This window comes from Curtobacterium sp. PhB170, from assembly GCF_003752345.1.
GTDB lineage: Bacteria > Actinomycetota > Actinomycetes > Actinomycetales > Microbacteriaceae > Curtobacterium.
On record NZ_RJUM01000012.1, the window covers coordinates 266,085 to 290,211 of the forward strand.

The following is a 24,127-nucleotide window of genomic DNA, read 5'->3' on the forward strand; positions in this document are numbered from 1 at the left end:
TCGTCGGTCCGGTACGCGGCGGTCCCCGACGATGCGAGCATCGACAGCGCCGACCGTGTCGGGTGGCCGTACGTGTTGTCCGCGCCGACGCCGACGAGTCCGACGCGGGCCGCGAGCTGCCGGTACAGCAGGGGGTCCTGGTCGGCCGAACCGTGGTGCGAGACCTTCACGACGTCGACGCGCCCGTCGGGGAGTGCACTGCCGGAGCGGACACGGCGCTGGGCTGTCTCCCCCAGGTCGCCGAGGAACACCCCGGACAGGCAAGTGGGGCAGTCGTCGCCCGGCAGTGGTTCGGTCACGAGCACGATGCTCGCGTCGTTGCCGGCGTCCGGGCTGCCCGCCCGCGGCCACACCACCCGCCAACCGAGCGGCCCGAGCACGCCGGACACCCGGTCGTCGGCCTGCCGGACGTCGACGCCACCGCGCTGCAGGTCCTGCACGACGCGGCTGTCCGACGCACGCCCGACGGGTCCGATGAGCGCCGTGTCGACGATGCCCGCGACCTCGTCGGCCGCCCCGACGTGGTCGCGGTCGAAGTGCGTGAGGACGAGCAGGTCGATCCGGCGGATCCGCAGCAGGTCGAGGCAGGCCCGGAGGCGGTCCGGGTCGTCCCCGGTGTCGATCAGGGCCGTGCTGTCGCCGCCACGGACCAGCACGGCGTCACCCTGTCCGACGTCGCACGCCGCGACCGCCCAGTCATCCGGGACGGTACCGCGCACGACCAACACGGGCACCGCGACGGCGGCGACACCGACCACGACGATGACTCCCGCGACGAGCAGCAGGCGGCTCCGCACCGTCGGAGTGCTCAGCACGGCGACCGCGAGGCACGTGCTGACGACCACGGCGCCGACCACCCCGACGGTCCCACCCGGCCACGGCACCGACGCGTACGGCAGCAGCGCTGCGCCGTGGGCGATGCCACCGACCGCCGACGCGGGGGCCCAGGCGACGGCTGCGAGCACCGCCCCACCCCACGGCCAGACCGGCGCGAGCAGACACGCACCGAGGCCGACGACGGTGACGATCGGTGCCAGGGGCTCGGCCAGCAGGTTCGCCGGCACCGCGTAGGTCGGCAGCGCCGCGGACAGCGGGATCGTCACGGGCCAGCAGGCGACCTGCGCCGCCACCGGCACGGCGATGGCAGCGGCCGCCGGGGTCCACAGCCGTCGGGCGAGGAGCGTGGTGAGCGGTGGCGCGAGCACCACGATGCCGCTCGTGGCGAGCACCGACAGCGCGAACCCGAACGACCGCGCGAACCAGGGGTCGGCCACCAGCATGCCGATCGCGGCCAGGGCGATGAGCGGCACGCCGCGCACGGGGCGGCCGGACAGGTGCACGACCAGCACGACGACCGCCATCACCGTGGCCCGGACGATCGACGGGTCGGGCCGCACGAGCACCATGAACGCGAGCAGGACGGCGACGGCCGACGCTGCCCGGACCCACCGCGGTGCCCCGCAGAGTCGCCCGACCACCACCACCAGGCCGACGATCACCGCGCAGTTCGCCCCGGACACCGCGGTCAGGTGGGTCAGCGCCGAGGTCTCCATCGCCGCCTCGGTCGCTGCGTCGAGGCCGGACCGATCGCCGATCGCCAGGCCGCGCAGGAGCGCAGCCCCGGGCTCCGGCAGGTCCGCCGTCGCACGGACGAAGGCCCGTCGCGCTGTGTCGGTGGCTCCGAGCAGTCCCCCGGGTGGCTCGGTGGCGGGCACCCCCCGGAGGAACAGCACGAACGCGGTCGCGGAACCGGGGACGTCGGCCTCGAGCGTCCCGGAGCCGGTCACCCGCGTTCCCGCGGCCAGCACGCGGTCGTGATCGTCACCCGACGGCACGAGCACACCGTCGCCCGGCGGCACGAGCCGGACCGGTACCCGGAGCGCACGCACCGTGTCGGCACGCTCGAGCGTCGCGAGCACGGATCGGTCATCCGGGCCCAGGTCGCGCGACAGCACTGCGTCGAACGAGACGGTGCCCGCCCCGGAGACGAGGGCCCGGAGCACCTCCGGCGTTCGTCGGGTCTCACCCACGGTGACCGACACCGCGAGCAACGCGGTCAGCGCCGCCGCGACGAGCACCGGGCCGGCACCGGCGGTCACGGTACGGCAGCGACGGCCGGAACGACAACGACCCGCGACGATCGCACTCCCTCCGGCCAGCACGGCCAGCACGGCGGCCACGATCCCGACCACGGGCGCTGCCGCGGGTCCCCCGACGAGCACGGTCGTCACGATCCAGGCGATCGCCACCGGCACCGCCACCCGCAGGTCCGTCGCGCTGGGCCGCAGCTGCACGGGCACGGCTCAGACCCGCACGCGGTCACGCAGCTCAGCGAACCGGACGTCGCCGATGCCGCTGACGTCGAGCAGGTCCTCGACCGCGGTGAACCGGCCGTGTTCGTCGCGCCAGGCGAGGATCCGGCCGGCCAACCCCGGGCCGATGCCGGGCAGGGTCTCGAGCGCAGCCTGATCGGCGCTGTTCAGGTCGACGACGGAGTCGGCGCCGGTTCCCGAGGCACCCGCGGCACCCGTACTGCTGCCCCCGCTGCTGCCCGCCGCGGCCGCACCGCCGTCGACCGGATCGAGCGCCGCCGGCACCTCGTCCTCGCCCATGCGCGGCACGTACAGCCGCTCGCCGTCGGTCAGGACCCGCGCCAGGTTCAGTCGGTCCAGGTCCGCGTCCGCCGTCGCGCCGCCGGCCCGCTCGATCGCGTCGGTGACCCGGCTCGACGGCGGCAGGCGCACCACGCCGTCGCGCTCGACCGCCCCGAGCACGTGCACCACCACACGCGCCGCACCAGAGGCAACCGCTTCCCCACCGGATGCAGGACCAGCGGTCGACGACCCAGCGGTCGGCGCGCCAGCGATGGGCGCACCGGCGGTCGGCGCGCCCACAGTCGGCGCATCACTGACGACGACCCCGCCCGCCCCCGCACCACCGCGCCCCGGCAGCGACCCGACCAGGACCACCACGAGCGCGACCACCACGACGACCCCGGCCAGCACCACCGCGGCCCGCGGCGACAGCACCAGTCGCGACCAGAGCACGCGTCCCGATGCGGGCGCGCCATCCGCTGACCGAGGGTCCGGTGACGAGGGCGACGACATGCCCCGAACGCTACGGAGCCCGGCCGATCGGCCGGGCTCCGGAGTGCTGGTCTGTGCACAGGTGCGTCGGACGCCCACCCTGTGGACGGCCAGACGCCCACCCCGTGAACGGCCGCGCCGCCCGAGGACTACCCCTTGATGGCGATGTTCACGAGCTTCGGCGCCCGCACGATGACCTTCACGATCTCGCGGTCACCGATGTACCGCTGCACGTTCGCCGAGTTGCGCGCGAGTGCCTCGAGCTCGGCGGGATCGATCGACTTCGACACCTCGAACGAGTCGCGGACCTTGCCGTTCACCTGCACGACGGCGGTGAGGGTCTCCTGCACCAGCAGCGTCGGGTCGGCCTTCCGCCAACCGTGCAGCGCGACGGTGGCCTCGTACCCGAGCTGCTCCCACATCTCCTCGCCGGTGTACGGCGCGAACACGGCGAGGCCGAGCGTGACGGTCTCGACGGCTTCGCGCACGGCGGGGTCGGCGGCACCGGGGCCGCTGTCGATCGCCTTGCGGGTCACGTTGACCAGGTCCATGAGCCGCGCGATCACGACGTTGAACTTGAACGACTCCATCAGGCCCGGCGCATCGGCCAGGAACCGGTGCGTCACCTGCCGCAGGGCGCGGTCACCCTCCGCCCAGACGACGTCGGGGGTCGACGTGACGTCGGTCGCCAGGCGGTAGGCGCGGGCCAGGAAGCGTGCCGAGGCGGACGGCGAGACGTCCTCCCAGTTGATGTCGTCCTCGGGCGGGCCGGCGAAACCCATCACCAGGCGGATCGCGTCGACGCCGTTCGCGTCGAGCTCGTCGCCGAGCGAGACACCGCCCTTGGACTTCGACATCTTCGAGCCGCCGGACAGCACCATGCCCTGGTTGAGCAGTGCCGAGAACGGCTCGGTGAAGTCGAGGTAACCGAGGTCGAAGAGCACCTTGGTGACGAAGCGCGCGTACAGCAGGTGCAGGATCGCGTGCTCGATGCCGCCGATGTACTGGTCGACCGGCGCCCACTTGCGAGCGACCGCGGGGTCGAACGCCTGGGAGTCGTCGTTCGCCGCCAGGAAGCGCAGGAAGTACCACGACGAGTCGACGAAGGTGTCCATCGTGTCGGTGTCACGGAGCGCGGGCGTGCCGTCGACGGGGTTCGGGACGTTGACCCAGTCGGTCGCTCCGCCGAGCGGCGAGGTGCCCTTGGGCTTGAGGTCGAGCCCCTCGGTGTCGGGCAGCCGCACCGGCAGCTGGTCGAGCGGCACGGGGTGCTCGCTGCCGTCGGCGCCGTGGATGATCGGGATGGGCGTGCCCCAGAAGCGCTGGCGCGAGATGAGCCAGTCGCGCAGGCGGTAGGTCTTGGCGGCGCGACCGGTCCCGCGCTCCTCGAGCAGGGAGATCGCGGCGGTGATCGCGTGCTGCTTCGACATGCCGTCGAGGGGGCCGGAGTTCATCATCCGACCCTGACCCGTCAGTGCCTCGCCCGTGGTGGCGGGGTTGAGGTCGGGCAGCTCGGTGTCCTCGGTGATCACCGGGATCGCTCCGGTGACCGCGGCGTTGGTGTCGACGACGACCTTCACCGGCAGGTCGAACGCCCGGGCGAAGTCGAGGTCGCGCTGGTCGTGCGCCGGCACGGCCATGACCGCGCCGTGGCCGTAGTCGGCGAGCACGTAGTCGGCGGCCCAGATCGGCAGGCGTTCCCCCGTCAGCGGGTGGATGGCGAAGCGGCCGAGCGGTACACCGGTCTTCGCGCGGTCGGCGTTCTGCCGGTCGATCTCGGAGGTCTTCTGGGTGGCGACCAGGTACGAGTTGAACGCAGCACGGACGTCGTCTGGACCAGACGAGACGAGCGACGCCGCCAGGTCCGAGTCCGGTGCGACGACCAGGAAGGTCACGCCGTGGATCGTGTCGGGGCGCGTCGTGAACACCGTGACGGGCTCGTCACGGCCCTCGATGACGAAGTCGACGTCGGCGCCGACCGACCGGCCGATCCAGTTGCGCTGCTGCGCGATGACCTTGGCGGGCCACCGGCCCTCGAGCTGGTTGAGGTCGTCGAGCAGGCGGTCGGCGTACTCCGTGATCTTGAAGTACCACTGCGTGAGCTTCTTCTTGACGACGACGGCACCGGAACGGTCCGAGGTGCCGTCGGGCAGGACCTGCTCGTTCGCGAGCACGGTTTGGTCCACCGGGTCCCAGTTGACCCAGCTGTCCTTGCGGTACGCCAGGCCCTTCTCGTACATCTTCAGGAACAGCCACTGGTTCCACTTGTAGTACTCGGGGTCCGAGGTGTGGATCTCGGTGCTCCAGTCGAACGACGGCGCGTAGCGCTTGAAGGACGCCTTCTGCTGCGCGATGTTCGCGTAGGTCCAGTCCTTCGGGTCCACCCCGCGCTTGATCGCAGCGTTCTCGGCGGGCAGGCCGAAGGAGTCCCAGCCGATGGGGTGCAGGACGTTGAAGCCCTGCTGGCGCCAGTAGCGCGCCACGAAGTCGCCGAGGGCCCAGTTCTCGGCGTGCCCCATGTGGAGGTCGCCGGACGGGTACGGGAACATCTCGAGGATGTACTTGCGCGGACGCGTGTCGTTCAGGTCGGTGGTGAAGAGCCCGAGCTCTTCCCAGCGGGGCTGCCACTTCTCCTGGATACGACGGAAGTCGTAGGCGTTCGGGTCCTCGGCGTGCTGCTCGGTGGTCACGGACGTCAACGATACAAGCCGGGAGGCCCGTCCAGCGTCCGCCTGTCGGGTCATCCGACGAGCAGGCGGCCGGCGACCATCCGCAGGGTGCGGTCGACCAGGTCCGCCCGGACCGGCACGTGCGACACGATCACGACCGTCCGGCCCGCTGCGCGCGCCGTCGTGACGAGGTCGTGCAGGACGGCGTCGCCGAGGTCCGGGTCGATGTCGGCCGTGGGTTCGTCGAGCACCAGCACCGGGAACGCGTGCAGGAGCGCGCGTGCCAGGGCGAGCCGGTGCGCCTGCCCGCCGGAGACGAGGCCACCGCGCTCCCCCACCGACGCATCGAGCCCGCCGCGACGCCCGACCCACTCGCCGAGACCGACCCTGTCGAGCACGGCGAGCAGCTCGTCGTCGGTCGCGGTCTCGCGGGCGAACAGCAGGTTCTGTCGGACGGACTGGTCGAACACGAACGGGTCCTGCTCGATGAGCCCGATGCGGGCACGGACGGCGTCGGGGTGCATGTCCTTCGCCGAGACCCCGTCGAGCGTGTACGAGCCCTGGTGGTCGACGAACCGGACGAGCGCGTCGACGAGCGTGGACTTCCCCGCGCCGCTCGGCCCTTCGAGCACGACGACCTCGCCGGGGTGCAGGTCGAGCGAGACCCCGTCGACCGCCGGCGTCGTGGCTCCGGGCCACTGCACGGTCAGGTCGCGCACCGCCACGGTGACCGGCCCGGACACCGTCAGTTCGGCCGGGTCGGCGTCCTGCTCGGGTTCGGGCACGATGCCCGCGGGCACCCGTGCCGGGACGACCTGCTCGACCCGCTCGGCGGCGGCGCGCACGCGGCGCAGCGTGAGGACGGCGAGCGGGACGCCACTGACGACCTCGAACAGCGCGAGCGGCACGAACACGGTCAGCGCCCAGAGCGGCCCGTCGAGCGCCCCGGACACCACGGCGGGTGCACCGACGGCCAGGATCCCGATGACCGCGCCGCCGCCGACCAGCCCGACCAGGGCACCGACGAGCGCCTCGACCGTGCCACGGCGGCGCACCGCACGGGTGACGCCGGCGTCGAGACGGGCGATGTGTGCCAGGCGCTCGTCGAGGGCGCCGTAAGCCGCGAACACGTCGAGCGTCCGCACGGTGTCGAGCACGAGGTCCGCGACCCGACCACGGTCCGCCGCGGTCTCACGGTCGGAGCGCTCGGCGATCGACCGCGTCACCACCGACCCGAGCAGCGCCGCGACCGCCAGGCCGAGCAGGAGCACGAGGGCGGCCGGCACCGACACGATCGCCACCGCGACGACGGACAGCACGGCGACGACCCCGGCGGACACCAGCGGCCCGACGACGCGGATGGGCAGGTCCTGCAGCCGGTCGGTGTCGGTGACCAGGCGGGTCATCAGGTCGCCACGGCCGGTGCTGCCGAGCCCCGCCGGTGCGACCGAGGCGAGCCGCCGGTACATCTCGGTGCGCACCACCGCGAGCTGCCGGAAGGACGCGTCGTGCCCGGCGAGCCGGTCGACGTAGCGCAGCGCCGCACGCCCGAGCGCGAACGCCCGCACGCCGACCATCACGAGGGTCAGGTAGAGGATCGGCGGGTGCTCCGCGGCACGGGTGATGAGGTAGCCGCTCGCGGCGAGGAGCGCCACGGCGCAGACCGCACTGAGCGCACCGGCGGCGACCGCCTTCGCCCAACCCGACCCGTGCGGCATCGCGAGCCGCAGGACGGACGCTCCACGGGCCTCCTGGCTCATGCGCGCACCCCCGTCCGGACGGTGACCGACCCACCGGAACCGATGTCGACCCGGACGTCGGCCGCAGCCACGACCGCCGGTCGGTGGCTCGCGACCAAGACGACCGTGCCGTCGGCTGCGAGGCCGCGGATCGCGGCGACGACGTGGGCCTCGGCCTCGGCGTCGAGCGCCGACGTCGGTTCGTCGAGCAGGACCAACGGTGTGCCGACGCGGCGGGCGCGGTACAGCGCCCGCGCGACGGCGACGCGCTGCGCCTGGCCGCCGGACAGTCCGCTGCCGCCGGCGCCGACCGGGAGGCCCGGGTCGACTCCCAGCCCCGCGTCGCGCAACGCGGTCTGGACGTCCACGGCGTCGGGGGTCGCGCTGAGCGCGACGTTCTCGGCGACGGTCCCGCGCACGAGGCGGGGTCGCTGGTCGGCCCAGGTGGTGCGCTCGGCGGTGGTCGTACCGGCGGCGCCCGGGACGACCACGGTGCCGTCGTGCGGCAGGACGCCGCGGAGTGCGGCGATGACGCTCGACTTGCCCGAGCCGCTCGGGCCGGCGAGCACGACGACGGTGCCGGGGTCGGCGTGCAGGTCGAGCGGACCGATCACCACGTCGGGCCGGCGGACGGTCAGACCGTGCACGGCCAACGCCGTCGCAGCCGGCACGGTCGCCGCGGGGTCCGTGTCGTGGTGCGGCGCGGGCTCCGTGTCGTCGTCGAGGACGTCGAGGACCGCTGCCGATGCCTCGACGCCGTCCTGGGCGGCATGGAAGTCCGCACCGACCTGGCGGATGGGGGCGAACGCCTCGGGGGCGAGGACCAGGACGAACATCGCGGCGCCGAGCCCGAGCGAGCCGTCCACCAGCCGGATGCCGATCGACACCGCGACGAGGGCGACGGACAGGCTCGCGGCGAGCTCGAGTGCGAACCCGCTGACGAACGACAGCCGGAGTACCCCGAGCGTGCCGCGACGGTACTCGTCCGTGACCGCGCCGATGCGGCCGACCTGGCGCCGGGCGCGACCGAACACCTTGAGGGTGGCCAGGCCCTCGACCGCCTCGAGGAAGGCGCCGCCGAGCTTGGCGAGGGCGTCGGACTGCTTTCGCTGCAACGACTGGGTCGCGAGTCCGATCAGGATCATGAACACCGGGATCACCGGCAGGGCGAACAGGATGATCAACCCGCTCGTCAGGTCACCGAGGCCGATCGCGACCAGCAGCAGCGGTGTGGCGATCGCGGTGAGTGCGAGCTGCGGCAGGTAGCGACCGAAGTAGGCGTCGAGCGCGTCGAGGCCCGGCCCGAGGGTGGTGGCGAACCCCGCGCTCGACCGGCCCGCCAGCCAGGACGGACCCCGCTCGGCGGCGCGGGCGAGCACCGTGGTGCGCATCTCGCTCTTCACCTTCGCCGCGGCGCGGGCCGCCAGGTCGTCGGTCGCCCAGGCCGCCACGGCACGGAGCACGAACGCGCCGCCCAGCACCGCGAGCGCCTGCCCGAAGGTGCCCGGGACACGGCCGTCCTGGACCGCGTCGATGCCGAGGGTCACGGCGGCGGCGATCCCCCACGCGATCGCGATGGTCGCGACCGTGCGCAGGACGCCGGTGCCGGCGGCCGCGACGATGAAGCCGCGCGCCGTCCGCGACAAGCGCAGGAGTCGCGGGTCGAGCGGCTTCACCGTCGCCTGCCTAGTGCGCGGCCTGGGTGACCTGGGCCCGCGAGACACGCTTGCGGAACACCCAGTACGTCCAGGCCTGGTACGCGAACACGAGGGGCACGAAGATCAGCGCCACCCAGCTCATCACCGTCAGCGTGTACGAGCCGCTCGAGGCGTTGTACACGTTCAGGCTGTTCGCCGGGTCGTTGGTGGCGGGCATGACGTCCGGGAAGATCGCCGTGAACATCGCGAGCACGATCGCGGCGATCGTGACGGCCATGAGCGTGAACGCCCGGCCTTCCTTGCCCCAGGCGTTGCACAGCACGGCCAGGACGAGCGCGAGTGCCGCGACCACCGACAGCACGAGCGAGGCCGGGGTCGCCCGGACGAACGCCATCCAGACCAGGAACGCGGCGCCGACGACGATCGTCAGGATGCCCGCCCGGGTCGCCAGGCGCTTCGCCCGCTCGCGGATCTCGCCCTCGGTCTTCAGCGCCACGAACACGACGCCGTGCGTGAAGAACACCAGCAGCGTCGCCACACCGGTCAGGAGTGCGAACGGGTTGAGCAGGTCGAAGAGCGTGCCCGTGTAGTTGTGCCCCGAGTCCATCGGGATCCCGCGGACGACGTTGCCGAACGCGACGCCCCAGAGGAACGACGGCAGGGCGGACCCGACGATGATCATCAGGTCGAAGCGACGCTTCCACTCGAGGTGCTTGTTCTGGTGCCGGTACTCGAACGAGACACCGCGCAGGATCAGCGCCGCGAGGATGAGGAGCAGCGCCAGGTAGAACCCGGAGAACATCGTGGCGTACCACTCGGGGAACGCCGCGAACAGGCATGCACCGGCGACGATGACCCACGTCTCGTTGAGGTCCCAGACCGGGCCGATCGTGTTGATGAGCACCCGACGGTCGGTGTCGTCCTTGCCCAGGAAGGGCAGGGACATGCCGACACCGAAGTCGAAGCCGTCGAGGACGAAGTAGCCGACGAAGAACACGCCGACGATCGCGAACCAGAGGACAGGCAGATCCATCTCAGTACACCGTCACTTCGTGCTTGACCTCGCCGGTCTCCTCGTCGACCTCTGCCGGAGCGGCAGGGCCCTCTTGCGCGACCTTCTTGATCAGCTTGAACTCGACCACCGCCAGCGAGCCGTAGATCACCGTGAACACGACGAGCGAGATGAGGACCTCGAGCCCGGTCACGTTCGGCGAGACGCCGTCGCTGGTCTTGAGCAACCCGAACACGAGCCACGGCTGGCGACCCATCTCGGTGAAGATCCAGCCGACGATCATCGCGGCCATCGGGAGCGGAACGGTCCAGGTGGCGACGCGCCAGATCCAGCGCTTCGTCGGGAACCGTCCCTTGCGGGTCAGCCAGAGGCCGGCGAGCGACACCATGACCGCACCGATGCCGAGCGCGATCATCCAGCGGAACGACCAGTAGGTGACCCAGATGATCGGCTTGTAGTCGCCGGGCCCGTACACCTGGGTGTACTGCGCCTGCAGGTCGTTGATGCCCTCGACTGTGCCGTTGAAGGTGTGCGTGGACAGGAACGACAGCAGGTAGGGCACCCGGATCGAGAACAGTTCGTGCACGCCGTCGGGGGTGCCGAGCGTGAAGATCGAGAACGAGGCGTCCTTGCCGGTCGCCGTGTTGTAGAGCGCTTCGGCTGCGGCCATCTTCATCGGCTGGGTGTCGACCATGGTCAGACCGAGCTGGTCGCCGGTGAGCACCGTCAGGGCACCCGCAGCCACCATGGTCCACATGCCGAACTTGAGCGCCGGCATCATCGTCTCGAGGTTCTGGTTCCGCGCCAGGTGGTAGGCGGCGACCGAGATGATCACTGCTGCGGCGACCATGAAGCAGGCGAACAACGTGTGCGGGAAGGCGGCGAGGGCGACCTTGTTGCCGAGGACCGCCCAGATGTCGGTGAGCTCCGCGCGCCCCTTGGCCTCGTTCATCGAGAAGCCGACCGGGTGCTGCATGAACGCGTTCGCGGCGATGATGAAGTACGCCGACATGATCGTGCCGGCGCTGACGCACCAGATGCTCGCCAGGTGCAGTCCCTTCGGCAAGCGGTCCCAGCCGAAGATCCAGACGCCGATGAACGCGGCTTCGAAGAAGAAGGCCAGGATCCCCTCGAGCGCGAGGGGGGCGCCGAAGACGTCACCGACGAAGCGCGAGTAGTTCGACCAGTTCATGCCGAACTGGAACTCCTGCACGATGCCCGTCACGACGCCCATCGCGAAGTTGATCAGGAAGATGCGCCCGAAGAACCGGGTCAGCTGCAGGTAGTGCGCGCGACCGGTCCGGTACCAGGCGGTCTGGAACACGGCCACCACGGCAGCCATGCCGATCGTCAGCGGGACGAAGAGGAAGTGGTAGATGGTCGTCAGACCGAACTGCCACCGCGACAGGATGAGCGGGTCGAGGAGGTCGGTCATGCGGCACTTCCCAGTCGGGTCGCCGCGCGCAGTCGGTGCACGTCAGTGTCTTCCTGTGGAACGGATACATCAGATGTCACAGCCGTTGGGACTCTTCAACGGTACCGCGTCACCACCGACTTCGACAACTTGTAGAAATGTTCCGTGCACGAACGTGCAAGGGCGCTGCACGGCACAACCGTGCGGCACCGATGTGCCGATTCCCGCTCTGCGGAACGACGACAGGCGCCGGGCAGTTGCCCGACGCCTGTCGTCTAACGCACGAGGACTGCTGCTACAGCAGGCCCTCGTCGGTCAGGAACTCCTTGGCGATGGTTGACGCCTTCTCCTTGTCCGCCGTGCTCTTGGTGTTGAGCTCGATCAGGGCCTCGGGCGTCAGCTTCTCGTTGACCGAGTCGATCGCGTCCGCGGCCTTGTCGTTCACCTTGTCGGAGACGACGGGGATGACGTTCTGCGGCAGGATCAGGTTCTCCGGGTCCTCGAGCGTGACGAAGTCGTTCGCCTTGATGCTCGGGTCGGCGCTGTAGATGTCGGCGAGCTGGACGGTGCCGTCCTTCAGCGCCTTGACCGTGAGGGCCCCGCCGGAGTCCTCGACCGCCTTGAAGTCGACGTCGACGCCGTAGACCGACTTCAGGCCCTTCGGACCGTACGGACGGGTCTGGAACTCGGAGTTCGCGCCGACGGTGAGCTTCGACGTGACGTCCTTCAGGTCAGCCAGGCTCGTCACGTCGTTGTCCTCGGAGAACTTCTTCGTGACGGTGTAGCTGTCCTGGTCGGTCGCCTCGGCCTCGTCGAGGACCCGGAGGCCCTTCGGCAGCGCCGTCTCGAGGCCGTCGTCGATCTGGTCGGCGGTCTTCGCCGTCGAGTCCTTGTCGAAGTACTGCAGCAGGTTGCCGCTGTACTCGGGCATGACGTCGATCGCGCCCTTCTCGAGCTGCGGGATGTAGACCTCACGCTGCCCGATGTTGAAGTTGCGCTTGACCTCGAAGCCGTTCTTCTCGAGGACCTGGGCGTACAGCTCGGCGATGATCTCGTTCGAGTAGTACTGCTGCGAGCCGACGACGATCGTCTTGGAGTCGGACGACGCGCTGGAGCCGCTGTCGAGCGGGTCGCTCGACGCGCAGCCGGTCAGGGCGGCGGCGACGCCCAGTGCGAGCGCTGCTGCGACGCCCGCACGGATCTTTGCTGTGATCACGATGGATTTCCTTCCGGGATGGGATTGCGGGCTCGCTCGCGCGATCCCTGGCGCTGCCGGGCCGACGGGTCGGCGGTGCCCTTGGGCACCGACGCCCGCTGCAGCACGGCGAACACGATCTCGAACGCGATCGCGAGTGCGATCACGAGGATGGAGGCGCCGAGCATCTCGGCGTAGTCCTGGGTCTTCAGACCGAGGAAGAAGTAGCCGCCGAGGCCGCCGGCACCGACGTACGCGGCGAGCGTCGCCGTGGCCACGACCTGCAGCACGGCTGCGCGGAAGCCGCCGATCAGCAGGGGCAGGCCGAGCGGGACCTCGACCTTCCACAGGATCTGCCAGCCCGTCATGCCCTGGGCCTTGGCGGCGTCGACGGTCACGGGTTCGACCGACTCGATGCCCGAGTACGCACCGGCCAGCACCGAGGGGATGGCGAGCACGACGAGCGCCAGGAGCGGAGCCTGCAGGCCGATGCCGAGCAGGAGTCCGAACAGGGAGAGCACGCCGAGCGTCGGCAGTGCGCGGATCCCGCCGGACACGGCGATCGAGAAGCCCCGTGCGCGGCGCGTGTGGCCGATGGCGTACCCGATCGGCACGGCGATCACCGAGGCGATCACCACGGCGAGCAGCGTGATCCAGATGTGCTCCCAGAGGCGGCCGGGGATCGCGTTGTACCCGGAGTAGTTGGTGGGGTCGAAGACCCAGGCGAAGGCCTGTCCGATGATCACGAGGAGACCTCCGCTGCTTGCAGGACGCGGCGGGCCCGGCGGCGCGACACCGAGGTCGTCCGGGTCCACGGCATGACGATCCGGCCGAGCAGCACCAGGATCCCGTCGAGCAGGAACGCCAGGACGAGGACCATGACGATGCCGGAGATGATCTCCTCGTAGATCCCACGGCCGAGGCCGTCCGTGAACAGCGACCCGAGGCTCTGGATGCCGAGGACGGCGCCGACGGTGGTCAGCGAGATCGTGGACACCGAGACCACCCGCAGCCCGGCGAGCAGCACCGGCCCGGCCAACGGGAGTTCGACGCGGAAGAACCGCTGCGCCGACGAGTACCCCATCGCGGTCGAGGCCGACTTCGTCCCCGAGTCCACCGAGGTGAGCCCGTCGACGGTCGACCGGACCATGAGCGCGAGGCCGTACAGGGTCAGCCCGATCACGACGTTGACCGGGCTCTGCAGCCCGGTGCCGATGATGCCCGGCAGCGCCACGAACAGCGCCAGGGACGGGATCGCGTAGAGCAGACCGGCGAACGTCACGATGCCGCTGCCGACACCCGAGGCGAACCGCGATCCGCCGGGGCGCTGGAGTCGGACGACGAGCCAGCCGATGGGGATGGACAGCAGGAACGCGATGATGATGGGCGGGATGGCGATCGCCAGGTGCGAGACCGTGTCGTCACGGATCGTGTCGAGGTTCGCGAGGACCCACTTCACCGCGTGCCCTCACCCTGCGCCGGAGCACCCGGGGCGTCGAGCGACGCTCCGGCCTGGTTCGATGCCGGGTCGGCCTGCACCGCTGCTGCGGCGTCGACGACGTTGACCGGTCCGGTGAGGACCCCGGCTGCACGCCCGTCGCCGTCCACGACGATGGGGCCCGTGGGGGTGTGCTCGACGCGCAGCGACCGACGCCCGCGGCCGACGCCGATGAAGTTCGCGACGAAGTCGTCCGCCGGCTCGGCCAGGATCTCGGACGGCGTGCCCTGCTGGGCGATCTCGCCGCCCTTCTTCAGGATGACGACCTGGTCGCCGAGCTTGAACGCCTCGTCGATGTCGTGCGTCACGAACACGACGGTCTTGCCGAGTTCACGCTGCAGGCGGATGAGCTCGTCCTGCAGGTCGTTGCGGACCAGCGGGTCGACGGCACCGAAGGGCTCGTCCATGAGCAGGATGTTCGGGTCGACGGCGAGGCCGCGGGCCACACCGACGCGCTGCTGCTGCCCGCCGGACAGCTGGGACGGGTACCGGTCGGCGAACGCCCGGTCGAGTCCCACGGTGTCCATGAGCTCGAGCGCACGCGTGCGGGCGTCGGCCTTCGACACCCCGGTGAGCAGGGGCACGGTCGCGATGTTGTCGACGACCTTGCGGTGCGGCAGCAGACCGGAGTTCTGCATGACGTACCCGATGCTCCGCCGGAGCTTCACGGGGTCGACGCCGGAGACGTCGGATCCGTCGATCTGCACGGAACCCGAGGTGGGGTCGACCATGCGGTTGATCATCCGGAGCAGCGTCGTCTTGCCGCAGCCGCTGGAGCCGACGAAGACGGTGGTGGTCCGGGACGGGATCACGAGGTCGAAGTCGTCGACCGCGGTGGTGCCGTCCGGGTAGGTCTTTCGTACCGAGCGGAACTCGATCATGGGTGCCCTTCTGTTCGGAGGTAGCCCGACTCCGGATGAGAGTACCCGTCGGGTCCGACAGCGGTTCACCCGTTCCGGCACGCGGCGCGTCCCGGACAGGTGCGCACCGCCGTGGACCGGACCGAGCGCACGACGGAACCAGCGCGGACGACGACGCCCGCGCCTCCTGTTCGGAGGCGCGGGCGTCGTCGGTTGGGTGCGGGGTCCCGCGGCGGTCAGCCGGCGGCGACCACCGACTCCATGTGGGCACGGCTCATGGTGCGGTACTCGGCGATGAGCGCCGTGTCGGGGTGCTCGCGGTCGCGGTGCGCCCGCGCCAGCACGGCGTGGCCGGACTCGGCCAGCACCACCCAGGCACGTGCGATGCGCTCGTTGTCGGGCAGCCCGAACCGGTCGCGCATGATCTGCCCGACTGCGGCGCCGAGCGCTCCCATGCGGTCCTCGGCGTCACCGGTGCCGGTGTCCGCGGTGTCGCCGAAGCGGATCGCGCGGAAGCCGGGTTCGGTGCGGTACAGCTCAGCGGTCTCGTCGATCAGCGCGTCGCAGGCCTGCTGCCAGGTCTCCGCGCCGCTCGCGTCGAGCGCCGCGACGAAGCGCGCGGCGAGCCGCTGCGTGCAGCGGATGGCGAGGGCGTCGACCACGGCGATGCGGTCCGGGAAGTAGCGGTAGACGGTGCCGATGGACGCTCCGGCCCGCTCGGCGACCATCGCGGTCGTGAGTCGCTCGAACCCGATCTCGTCGATCACCGCAGCAGCAGCGTCGAGCAGACCCGCGAGGCGCGCCGAACTGCGGGCTTGGACCGGCTCGTTCCTGAGCAGTGATGATCCCCCCGGCAGAGCGTTCGTTACCTCGGTGACGAGCACGTGTTCTCCTCTTGCGCTCCAGCGCGGTTCGTTGGTGTGACGAGGACGATTTTCGCAGAGACCGGCTGGAACATGGCTGCGACTCACCACAGGTGCCGCGGGACGTGGACTTCCGGGTCCTGCATGGGATGATGGGGCGATGCCCGACCCGACGCCCTACGAGCCGTCGTTGGCCGAGCCGCTCCTGCACCGCGCGGCCCGCATCGAGGACGCCGTCCAGGAGTTCCGCGAGCACCGCGCCCGAAGCCGTGGCCTGGTCCCGACCGTCGTCCCCTACACCGGCTACGGCGCTCCCGGATGGGTCCGCATCCTCTGCCGCGTCCTGCTGACCCGCCGTGGCCTCGCCTCAGACGTCTCGTACGCGGGTGTCCGCGGGTGGAAGAGCTTCACGAGCGTCGCGGTCGACCACGCCGAGGTCACCGTCACCGCCGGAGGGGTCTCGCACGTCGTCGAGACCGACCGTGGCGGGGTCGTCGACACCATCGTGCCGATCGACCTCGAGCCGGGATGGCGCACCGTCCGCTTGTCGGCCGGCGGCGGGCGCGACGTCGAGGCCGACGTGTTCGTCGTGCACCCCGACACCCGCTTCGGGCTGCTGTCCGACATCGACGACACCGTCATGGTGACCTCGCTCCCCCGTCCGATGCTGGCGGCGTGGAACTCCTTCGTCCTCACCGAGCACGCCCGCCGCCCCGTGCCGGGCATGTCCGTGCTGTACGAACGCGTGCAGGCACAGCACCCCGGCTCCCCGACGGTGTACCTGTCCACCGGTGCCTGGAACGTCGCGCCGACCCTGCAGCGCTTCCTGACCCGCAACATGTACCCGTCCGGCACGCTCCTGCTCACCGACTGGGGTCCCACGCACGACCGGTTCTTCCGGAGCGGGCAGCTGCACAAGCAGCAGAACCTGCGGCGTCTGGCGAAGGACTTCCCGGACGTGCAGTGGCTGCTCGTCGGCGACGACGGCCAGCACGACGAGTCGCTGTACGGCGAGTTCGCCCGCGAGCACCCGGAGAACGTCGCGGGCGTCGCCATCCGGCAGCTGTCCACGAGCGAGGCGGTCCTGGCCGGCGGACGCTCCCGGGCGCAGGAGCGCTCCCGCGACACCTCGGCGCCGTGGGTCTACGCACCGGACGGTGCCGGGCTCTGGTCCGAACTCGCGCGGGTCGGGCTCGCCGAGGCGGACGCCTCCGACCCGGCCTGAGCGAGGCTTCAGGCACACGGACGGCACGCGGCCGCCAGACGGCCGGCGGCCCGTCCGCGCGGCCACGACGCTCGGCCTCCGGGTGTTCGATCGGGGCATGAGCACCGACACGGACCGGACCGCCGACACCGAGCGAGCACCCGCGCCCCCCGCGACTCCCCCGAACCTGATCGAGGACCACGCCGTCATCGGCGACACCTCGACCGCCGCACTCGTCGGCCGCGACGGCACGATCGACTGGGCGTGCCTGCCGCGCTTCGACAGCGCCGCCACGTTCGCCTCCCTGCTCGGCACCGAGGACCACGGGCACTGGACGCTCCGCCCGAGCGACCCCGCGGCGACGGCGCACCGGAAGTACCACGGCGACACCCTCGTCCTGTCGACGGTGTGGACCACGGCGGACGGTGCCGTCGAGGTGACCGAGTTCATGCCCGTGGGCGCGCACCGGCCGTCCATCGTCCGCCGGGTCCGCGGACTGAGCGGCTCGGTCGCGGTGCAGCAGACCCTGCGGATCCGGTTCGACTACGCCCTCGCGCTGCCGTGGGTGCGCCAGATCGGCGGCGACGAGGACCCGGCACTGCTCGCCACCGCCGGACCCGGGTCGGTCATCGTGCGCGGTCCCCGCTTCCGGGCCTCGGACCACCGGCACACGGCCACCGCGATCATCCACGACGGTGACGTGCTCGACACCGTGCTCACCTGGTACCCCTCGCACCGCGAGCCCCCGGAGCCCGTCGACGTCGACGCCGAACTCCACCGCACCGTGACGTGGTGGACGGACTGGATGGCGACGGCGCGCACCGAGGGTCGCTACGCCGACGCCGCCCGCCGCTCCCTCCTGCTGCTCCGCGCGATGACCCACGGCGAGACCGGCGGCGTGGTGGCCGCCGTGACCACGAGCCTGCCGGAGGACCCGGGCGGGGAACGCAACTGGGACTACCGCTACGTCTGGCTCCGCGACGCCTCCCTCGCCCTCGCCTCGCTCATCGCGCACGGCTACCGCGACGAGGCGGCGCACTGGCGCGGCTGGTTGCTCCGGGCCATCGCGGGCGACCCCGCCGACGTGCAGATCATGTACGGCATCGCCGGGGAGCGCGAACTACCGGAACGGGAGCTCCCGCACCTGCCCGGGTACGCCGGCTCGACGCCCGTCCGGGTCGGCAACGGCGCGTACACGCAGTACCAGGGCGACGTGTTCGGCGAGGTCCTGGCCGCCCTGCACGACGCCCGCGAGCTCGGGGTCGAGGAGAACGCCGACTCGTGGGCCCTGCAGCGCGCCCTGCTCGGCTACGTCGAGGAGCACTGGCAGGAGCCCGACAACGGCATCTGGGAGATGCGCGGCCCGCGACGGCACTTCACGCACTCGCGCGCGATGATCTGGGCCGCGTTCGACCGCGGGGTCGCCGCGGTCGAGGAGTTCGGTCTCGAAGGGCCCGTGGACCGCTGGCGCACGCTGCGCGACCAGGTCCGGGCCGAGATCGAGGAGCACGGCTGGAACGCTGCACGCGGCAGCTACCGGCAGCACTACGACACCGACGAAGTCGACGCGAGCCTGCTCGTCCTGCCGCAGATCGGGTACGTCTCCGCCCACGACGCCCGCATGACCGGCACCGTCGCCGCCATCGAGCAGGACCTGTCCACCGGCGCCGACGGCCTCGTGCTGCGGTACCGGACGTCGTCGGGGTTCGACGGGCTCACCGGCGCGGAGCACCCGTTCCTGGCGTGCTCGTTCTGGCTGGTCGAGCAGTACGCGGCATCGGGCCGGATCGACGACGCCGAGCGCCTCATGGACGTGCTCGTCGGGTACGCCAACGACGTCGGCATGCTCTCCGAGGAGATCGACGTCGCCACCGGACACCACGTCGGCAACACCCCGCAGGTGCTGTCGCACCTGACGCTCGTGTCCGCGTCGGACGCGATCGCGCGGGCGCGGGGCGCGTCGACCGGGCACCGCACGCGGCTGCCCGTGCACGACGGCGGCACCCGCTCGTGGACCGGCGAGGGCGAGCGCGCGGGCACCCCAGCCTGACACCGGCGTACCCGCAGGACGCCTGCACGTCGCCCAGACGCCGCCGGATTCGACGGCGTCTCGGCAACACGACGGCGTCTTGCGATGCCCTGGACGCACGGAACGACGGACGGGAGGCACGGTGCCAGCTGGCACCGTGCCTCCCGTCCGCAGATCCGCCCGTTCAGGGCGCGACGGTCACGTCCGTCAGGACGACGACTCCCAGTCCGCCGGGCCGCGCGAACCGGCGCGGTACTCCTCGAGCGGGACCTCGTCGGCCTTCCAGGCCTTGACGACCGGCTCGACGATCTCCCAGCAGCGCTCGGCCACGTCGCCGCGGATCGAGAGCAGCGGGTCGTCGTGGAAGATGCCGTTCAGGACCTCGCCGTAGGGGGTCAGCTCGCCGTCGCTGAACGACGAGGACAGGGTGACCTGGCCCATCTCGAACGGGTTGCCACCGCCGTTGGCCGACACGGTCAGCTCGATCTCGTCCGGGTTCAGGACGATGCGGAGCGTGTCCGCCTTCGGGCGACCGCTCAGGCCGGAGGGCAGGCGCGTGACCGGCTTGAAGGTGATCAGCACCTCCTTCCGGCTGTTGCCGAGTGCCTTGCCGGACCGCAGCGTGAACGGGACGCCCTTCCAACGGGCCGTGTCGACTTCGACCGAGATCTCGGCGAGCGTCTCGGTGCTCCGCGACTTGTCGACGCCGTCCTCGTCCTGGTACGACGGCAGCTCCTTGCCGTCGATCGTGCCGGCCGTGTAGACGGCGCGGCGCGACGCGATCTTCGGGTCATCGCCCTTGAGCCGCGTCGAACGGAGCACCCGGGCGAGGGACGAGCGGAACTCGACCGCGTCGATGTCCGCCGGGGCGTCCATCGTCACGATGCCGAGGATCTGCAGCAGGTGCGACTGGATCATGTCGACCATCGCGCCGGCCTCGTCGTAGTACTGGGCGCGGTTCTCGAGACCGAGGGTCTCGTCGTAGAAGACGTCGACCTTCTCGATGTTGTCGGCGTTCCAGATCGGCTCGAACAGGCGGTTCGCGAAGCGCAGACCGATGATGTTCAGGACCGTGGTGCGTCCGAGGAAGTGGTCGGTGCGGTGCACACGCTCTTCCGGGACCAACTTCAGCACGGTCTCGTTGAGGGCCTGGGCGCTCGCGACGTCGGTGCCGAACGGCTTCTCGAAGGCGAGGGTGGTGCCGGCGGGGAGCTCGACCTGCTGCAGTGCCTCGCAGATGTCGGAGGCGATCTGCGGGGGCAGGGCGAAGTAGAGGATCGGCTCGGCCTCGGCCGCGTCGAGCAGTGCCGTGAGGTGCTCCGGGTCGGTGGGGTCGCCCTGGATGAACTGGGTCGACGCGAGCGTGGCGTCGACCTCGGGTCCCTTGACGTCCTGCGACGCGAAGGACTTCGTGACGATGTCCTTCCACTGCTCCTCGCTGCGGGCGCTGCGGCCCGTGCCGATGAGCTGGACGGGAACCGCTCGACCGCTCTGCAGGAACGTGCCGAGGCCCGGCAGCAGCAGGCGGGAGGCGAGGTCGCCCGTCGCGCCGAAGATGATGAGGGTGCGCTTGTCGGTCACCTGAGGTGACTCCTTTCGCTGTGGTGGGAGGTCCGCTCCAGTCAAGCCGCGGGCGGGCCCGTTTGTTCCGGATCGGGGGCCGGAGATCGTGGGGCGCTGTGGTGTGCAGCGCCGAGTCGTGCGCTGCGTCGGCAACGCCGGGTCGTGCTGGGCCTGGACGCACTTCGGGCGGCACCGGATGTGGTGCCGCCCGAAGTGTCAGGTGCGTTGCAGCGTCAGGTCAGTGCCCGAAGTTGCCGCGGTAGTACTCGTAGACCCAGCCGACCAGGGTGACCGCCACCAGGGCGAGTCCGATCGGGACGATCCACAGGCCGGCTGCGACACCGAGGAAGCAGACGGCGACCGCTGCGGCCAGCAGGATCGGCCACCACGACCACGGGCTGAAGTGCCCGAGCTCGGCGTCGCCGTCCTCGATGTTGGCGTCGGGGCGGTCCTCGGGCAGCACGCCGCCCTGGGACGCCATGACCTTGCCGAGGTAGAAGGCGATGAACGCGGACATGATGCCGGTCAGGCCGATCGCCACGGTGCCGACCCACTCCGGGTGGCCGTAGTAGAGCAGCGCCCAGATCGTGTACGCGGCGTCCGCGAGGATGAAGAACCCGAAGAGGATCCAGAACAGGTTGGTGTTCGCGCGCATCGGCTTACTTCACCTCGCCCTTCGCGGCGTCGTAGGTCGGGGCATCCGGGGCGTCCTTCGCGGGGCCGACACCGATCGGCACACCTGCCTCGGGGTGGTTCAGGTCGAAGGCCGGGGACTCGGAACGGATCCGCGGGATCGACGTGAAGTTGTGGCGGGGCGGCGGGCAACTGGTGGCCCACTCGAGCGAGCGGCCGTAGCCCCACGGGTCGTTCACGGCGACCTTCGGTGCGTTCCGGGCCGTCACGTAGACGTTGAAGATGAACGGCAGGAACGAGATCGCGAGGATCATCGAGCCGATCGTCGACAGCTGGTTCATCCAGGTGAAGCCGTCGTTCGGCAGGTAGGTCGCGTAGCGACGCGGCATGCCGATGACGCCCAGCCAGTGCTGGATGAGGAACGTGGTGTGGAACCCGATGAACAGGAGCCAGAAGTGGATCTTGCCGAGACGCTCGTTGAGCATCTTGCCCGTCCACTTCGGCCACCAGAAGTAGAAGCCGGAGAACATCGCGAAGACGACGGTGCCGAAGACCACGTAGTGGAAGTGCGCCACGACGAAGTACGAGTCGGACACGTGGAAGTCGAGCGGCGGCGACGCCAGGATCACACCGGTGAGGCCACCGAACGTGAACGTGATGAGGAAGCCGACGGCCCACAGCAGCGGGGTCTCGAAGGTCACCGAGCCGCGCCACATCGTGCCGACCCAGTTGAAGATCTTCACGCCGGTCGGGACCGCGATGAGCATCGTCATGAGCGAGAACCAGGGCAGCAGCACGCCACCGGTGACGTACATGTGGTGCGCCCAGACCGTGACCGACAGGGCCGCGATCGCGATCGTCGCGTAGACGAGGGTCTTGTACCCGAAGATCGGCTTGCGGCTGAAGACCGGGAAGACCTCGGACACGATGCCGAAGAACGGCAGCGCGATGATGTACACCTCGGGGTGCCCGAAGAACCAGAACAGGTGCTGCCAGAGCAGCGCACCGCCGTTGGCCGGGTTGAAGATCTGCGCGTCGAACACCCGGTCGAGCCCGAGGCCGAACAGCGCGGTGGCGAGCACCGGGAAGGCCATCAGGACGAGCAGCGCCGTCACGAGGGTGTTCCACGTGAAGATCGACATGCGGAACATCGTCAGACCCGGGGCACGCATCGTGATGATGGTGGTGATGAAGTTCACCGCGCCGAGGATCGTCGAGAAGCCGGTCATGCCGAGTCCGAAGACCCAGAGTGTGCCGCCGAGCCCTGGTGTGAACGTCGTGTCACTCAGTGGCGCGTAAGCGAACCAGCCGAACGAGGCCGCACCCTGCGGGGTGAGGAAGCCGCCGACCGCGATGAGCGAGCCGAACAGGTAGAGCCAGAACGCGAAGCCGTTGAGTCGCGGGAAGGCGACGTCGGGAGCACCGATCTGGAGCGGCATGATCGCGTTCGCGAAGCCCGAGAAGAGCGGCGTCGCGAACATCAGCAGCATGATCGTGCCGTGCATCGTGAAGAGCTGGTTGTACTGCTCCTTCGTCGCGACCACGTGCAGGCCGGGCTCGAACAGCTGGGCACGGATGACCAGGGCCATCACACCCGCGAGCAGGAAGAAGACGAACGACGCGATCAGGTACATGTACCCGATGGTCTTGTGGTCGGTGGAGGTGATCCACCGGACGATGATGTTGCCCTTCCGGCCCACCTTCGACGCCTGGAAGTCCGGCGAAGCAGTCTGGGTCGGTTGGCCGACGAAAGACGTTGTCATCTGACGAGCCCCTACTTGTTCTCGCTGGACGCCTCGACCGGCGCCTTGTTGTTCGGTTCGTTCGTGTTGGTGTTGTACTCGTCGCCGAGGAGCCCGACCTTGCCCTGGTCCTTCAGGGTGTCGAGGTAGTCCTGGTACTGCGCCGGCGTGACGACCTTCACCTGGAAGAGCATCAGCGAGTGGTACTCACCGCAGAGCTCCGCGCACTTGCCCTGGTACGTCCCGAGCTTCTCCGGGATGAAGTACTCCCAGTTCGTCTTGCCGGGGAGCATGTCCTTCTTGTACAGGAAGTCGATGATCCAGAAGGAGTGGTCGACGTCGCGCGACGAGAGCTCGATCGCGACCTTCTTGCCCTGCGGCAGGTAGAGGGTCGGCAGCTGCGACTCGTCGATGGCGCCCTTGGCGTTCTCTTCTTCCTGGGCCTGGATGCCCTGGTAGTAGACGCTGTCCTCGGGGTTGTCCTTGTTGATGTAGTTGAAGTCCCACGCCCAGCGCTTGCCGTACACGTGCACGGTGGCGTCGGGGTCGTCGAACGGCTTCTCGATCGCGGCCTGGTCCTTCGCGGTGAAGGCGAAGAAGCCCAGCACGAGGATGAGCGGCACGATCGTGTAGAAGATCTCGAGCGGCATGTTGTAGCGCATCTGCACGGGCAGGCCGGTCTGGCCCTTCCGGCGGCGGTACACGATGGCGGCCCAGATGATCAGGCCCCAGACGATGAGACCGACGGCGAGGAGCACCACCCAGCTGGTGGTCCACAGGCCGACGATGCGGCTCGTGTGGTTGGTGACGTCCTTCGTCTCCTCCGTGCCGGGGAGCCATCCGTTCATCTGCTGCTGCGTGCAGCCAGCCAGTGCGATGACCAGACCGACGGCCACCGGGACGGCCGCCCAACGTATACGGCGATTCGAACGCACTGTTACCTCTCGCAAAAGACGTGAGCC

The 24,127-nt window shown here is 70.3% G+C and carries 17 protein-coding genes and 1 pseudogene; 2 read left to right on the forward strand and 16 right to left on the reverse strand.

Annotated features, from left to right (window positions below):
* Nucleotides 1-476: 476 nt before the first annotated feature.
* From EDF40_RS19665 to EDF40_RS19270, 12 genes and pseudogenes are all read right to left on the reverse strand, one after another.
* Nucleotides 477-2,300: pseudogene (locus EDF40_RS19665) on the reverse strand (ComEC/Rec2 family competence protein); the annotation flags it as partial.
* Nucleotides 2,301-2,303: 3 nt separating this feature from the next.
* Nucleotides 2,304-3,047: a helix-hairpin-helix domain-containing protein gene (locus EDF40_RS14685; protein ID WP_260213430.1), complete on the reverse strand. Its 744-nt coding sequence runs from the start codon at nucleotides 3,045-3,047 to the stop codon at nucleotides 2,304-2,306.
* A 188-nt stretch (nucleotides 3,048-3,235) separates the two neighbouring features.
* Nucleotides 3,236-5,830, reverse strand: coding sequence for a leucine--tRNA ligase (gene leuS / locus EDF40_RS14690; RefSeq protein WP_395862669.1), 2,595 nt, complete (start codon nucleotides 5,828-5,830; stop codon nucleotides 3,236-3,238).
* Nucleotides 5,827-7,515: a thiol reductant ABC exporter subunit CydC gene (gene cydC / locus EDF40_RS14695; protein ID WP_123340391.1), complete on the reverse strand. Its 1,689-nt coding sequence runs from the start codon at nucleotides 7,513-7,515 to the stop codon at nucleotides 5,827-5,829. Before cydC ends, leuS begins: the two co-directional genes overlap by 4 nt.
* Nucleotides 7,512-9,170 (reverse strand): thiol reductant ABC exporter subunit CydD, encoded by a 1,659-nt coding sequence (cydD, locus tag EDF40_RS14700; protein WP_123340390.1) that lies wholly within the window; start codon nucleotides 9,168-9,170, stop codon nucleotides 7,512-7,514. Before cydD ends, cydC begins: the two co-directional genes overlap by 4 nt.
* Nucleotides 9,171-9,180: 10 nt before the next feature.
* Nucleotides 9,181-10,185, reverse strand: a complete 1,005-nt coding sequence (cydB, locus tag EDF40_RS14705; RefSeq protein WP_123340389.1) for a cytochrome d ubiquinol oxidase subunit II — start codon at nucleotides 10,183-10,185, stop codon at nucleotides 9,181-9,183.
* 1 nt (nucleotide 10,186) lies between these two features.
* Nucleotides 10,187-11,599, reverse strand: a complete 1,413-nt coding sequence (locus tag EDF40_RS14710; protein WP_123340388.1) for a cytochrome ubiquinol oxidase subunit I — start codon at nucleotides 11,597-11,599, stop codon at nucleotides 10,187-10,189.
* 274 nt (nucleotides 11,600-11,873) lie between these two features.
* On the reverse strand, nucleotides 11,874-12,794 hold the full coding sequence (locus tag EDF40_RS14715; protein WP_123340387.1) for an ABC transporter substrate-binding protein: 921 nt from the start codon (nucleotides 12,792-12,794) through the stop codon (nucleotides 11,874-11,876).
* Nucleotides 12,791-13,519 (reverse strand): ABC transporter permease, encoded by a 729-nt coding sequence (locus tag EDF40_RS14720; protein ID WP_111085762.1) that lies wholly within the window; start codon nucleotides 13,517-13,519, stop codon nucleotides 12,791-12,793. Before EDF40_RS14720 ends, EDF40_RS14715 begins: the two co-directional genes overlap by 4 nt.
* Nucleotides 13,516-14,232, reverse strand: a complete 717-nt coding sequence (locus tag EDF40_RS14725) for an ABC transporter permease (protein WP_123340386.1) — start codon at nucleotides 14,230-14,232, stop codon at nucleotides 13,516-13,518. The genes EDF40_RS14720 and EDF40_RS14725 overlap by 4 nt, the downstream gene beginning before the upstream one ends.
* The gene (locus tag EDF40_RS14730) at nucleotides 14,229-15,152 is read right to left on the reverse strand and encodes an ABC transporter ATP-binding protein (RefSeq protein WP_123292493.1); all 924 of its coding nucleotides are present in this window, start codon (nucleotides 15,150-15,152) and stop codon (nucleotides 14,229-14,231) included. The genes EDF40_RS14725 and EDF40_RS14730 overlap by 4 nt, the downstream gene beginning before the upstream one ends.
* A 215-nt stretch (nucleotides 15,153-15,367) precedes the next feature.
* Nucleotides 15,368-15,898 (reverse strand): TetR/AcrR family transcriptional regulator, encoded by a 531-nt coding sequence (locus EDF40_RS19270; RefSeq protein WP_248703474.1) that lies wholly within the window; start codon nucleotides 15,896-15,898, stop codon nucleotides 15,368-15,370.
* A 256-nt stretch (nucleotides 15,899-16,154) separates the two neighbouring features.
* On the opposite strand from EDF40_RS19270, the gene EDF40_RS14740 reads away from it, so the two are divergent.
* Both EDF40_RS14740 and EDF40_RS14745 read left to right on the forward strand, forming a co-directional pair.
* The gene (locus tag EDF40_RS14740) at nucleotides 16,155-17,219 is read left to right on the forward strand and encodes an App1 family protein (protein ID WP_123340385.1); all 1,065 of its coding nucleotides are present in this window, start codon (nucleotides 16,155-16,157) and stop codon (nucleotides 17,217-17,219) included.
* A 97-nt stretch (nucleotides 17,220-17,316) separates the two neighbouring features.
* On the forward strand, nucleotides 17,317-19,248 hold the full coding sequence (locus EDF40_RS14745) for a glycoside hydrolase family 15 protein (RefSeq protein WP_123340384.1): 1,932 nt from the start codon (nucleotides 17,317-17,319) through the stop codon (nucleotides 19,246-19,248).
* Between the two features lie 186 nt (nucleotides 19,249-19,434).
* Here EDF40_RS14745 and EDF40_RS14750 read toward each other — a convergent pair whose 3' ends face one another.
* The 4 genes from EDF40_RS14750 to coxB form a co-directional block, all read right to left on the reverse strand.
* Nucleotides 19,435-20,808 carry a glucose-6-phosphate dehydrogenase gene (locus EDF40_RS14750; protein ID WP_123340383.1) on the reverse strand — a complete coding sequence of 458 codons (1,374 nt, stop codon included), beginning with the start codon at nucleotides 20,806-20,808 and terminating at the stop codon, nucleotides 19,435-19,437.
* Between the two features lie 220 nt (nucleotides 20,809-21,028).
* Nucleotides 21,029-21,445: a cytochrome c oxidase subunit 4 gene (locus tag EDF40_RS14755; protein ID WP_111085768.1), complete on the reverse strand. Its 417-nt coding sequence runs from the start codon at nucleotides 21,443-21,445 to the stop codon at nucleotides 21,029-21,031.
* A 4-nt stretch (nucleotides 21,446-21,449) separates the two neighbouring features.
* Nucleotides 21,450-23,186 (reverse strand): cytochrome c oxidase subunit I, encoded by a 1,737-nt coding sequence (gene ctaD / locus EDF40_RS14760; protein WP_173168381.1) that lies wholly within the window; start codon nucleotides 23,184-23,186, stop codon nucleotides 21,450-21,452.
* 11 nt (nucleotides 23,187-23,197) lie between these two features.
* A complete protein-coding gene (gene coxB, locus EDF40_RS14765) occupies nucleotides 23,198-24,100 on the reverse strand; it encodes a cytochrome c oxidase subunit II (RefSeq protein WP_111085770.1) in 903 nt (300 codons plus the stop codon).
* Nucleotides 24,101-24,127 lie beyond the last annotated feature (27 nt).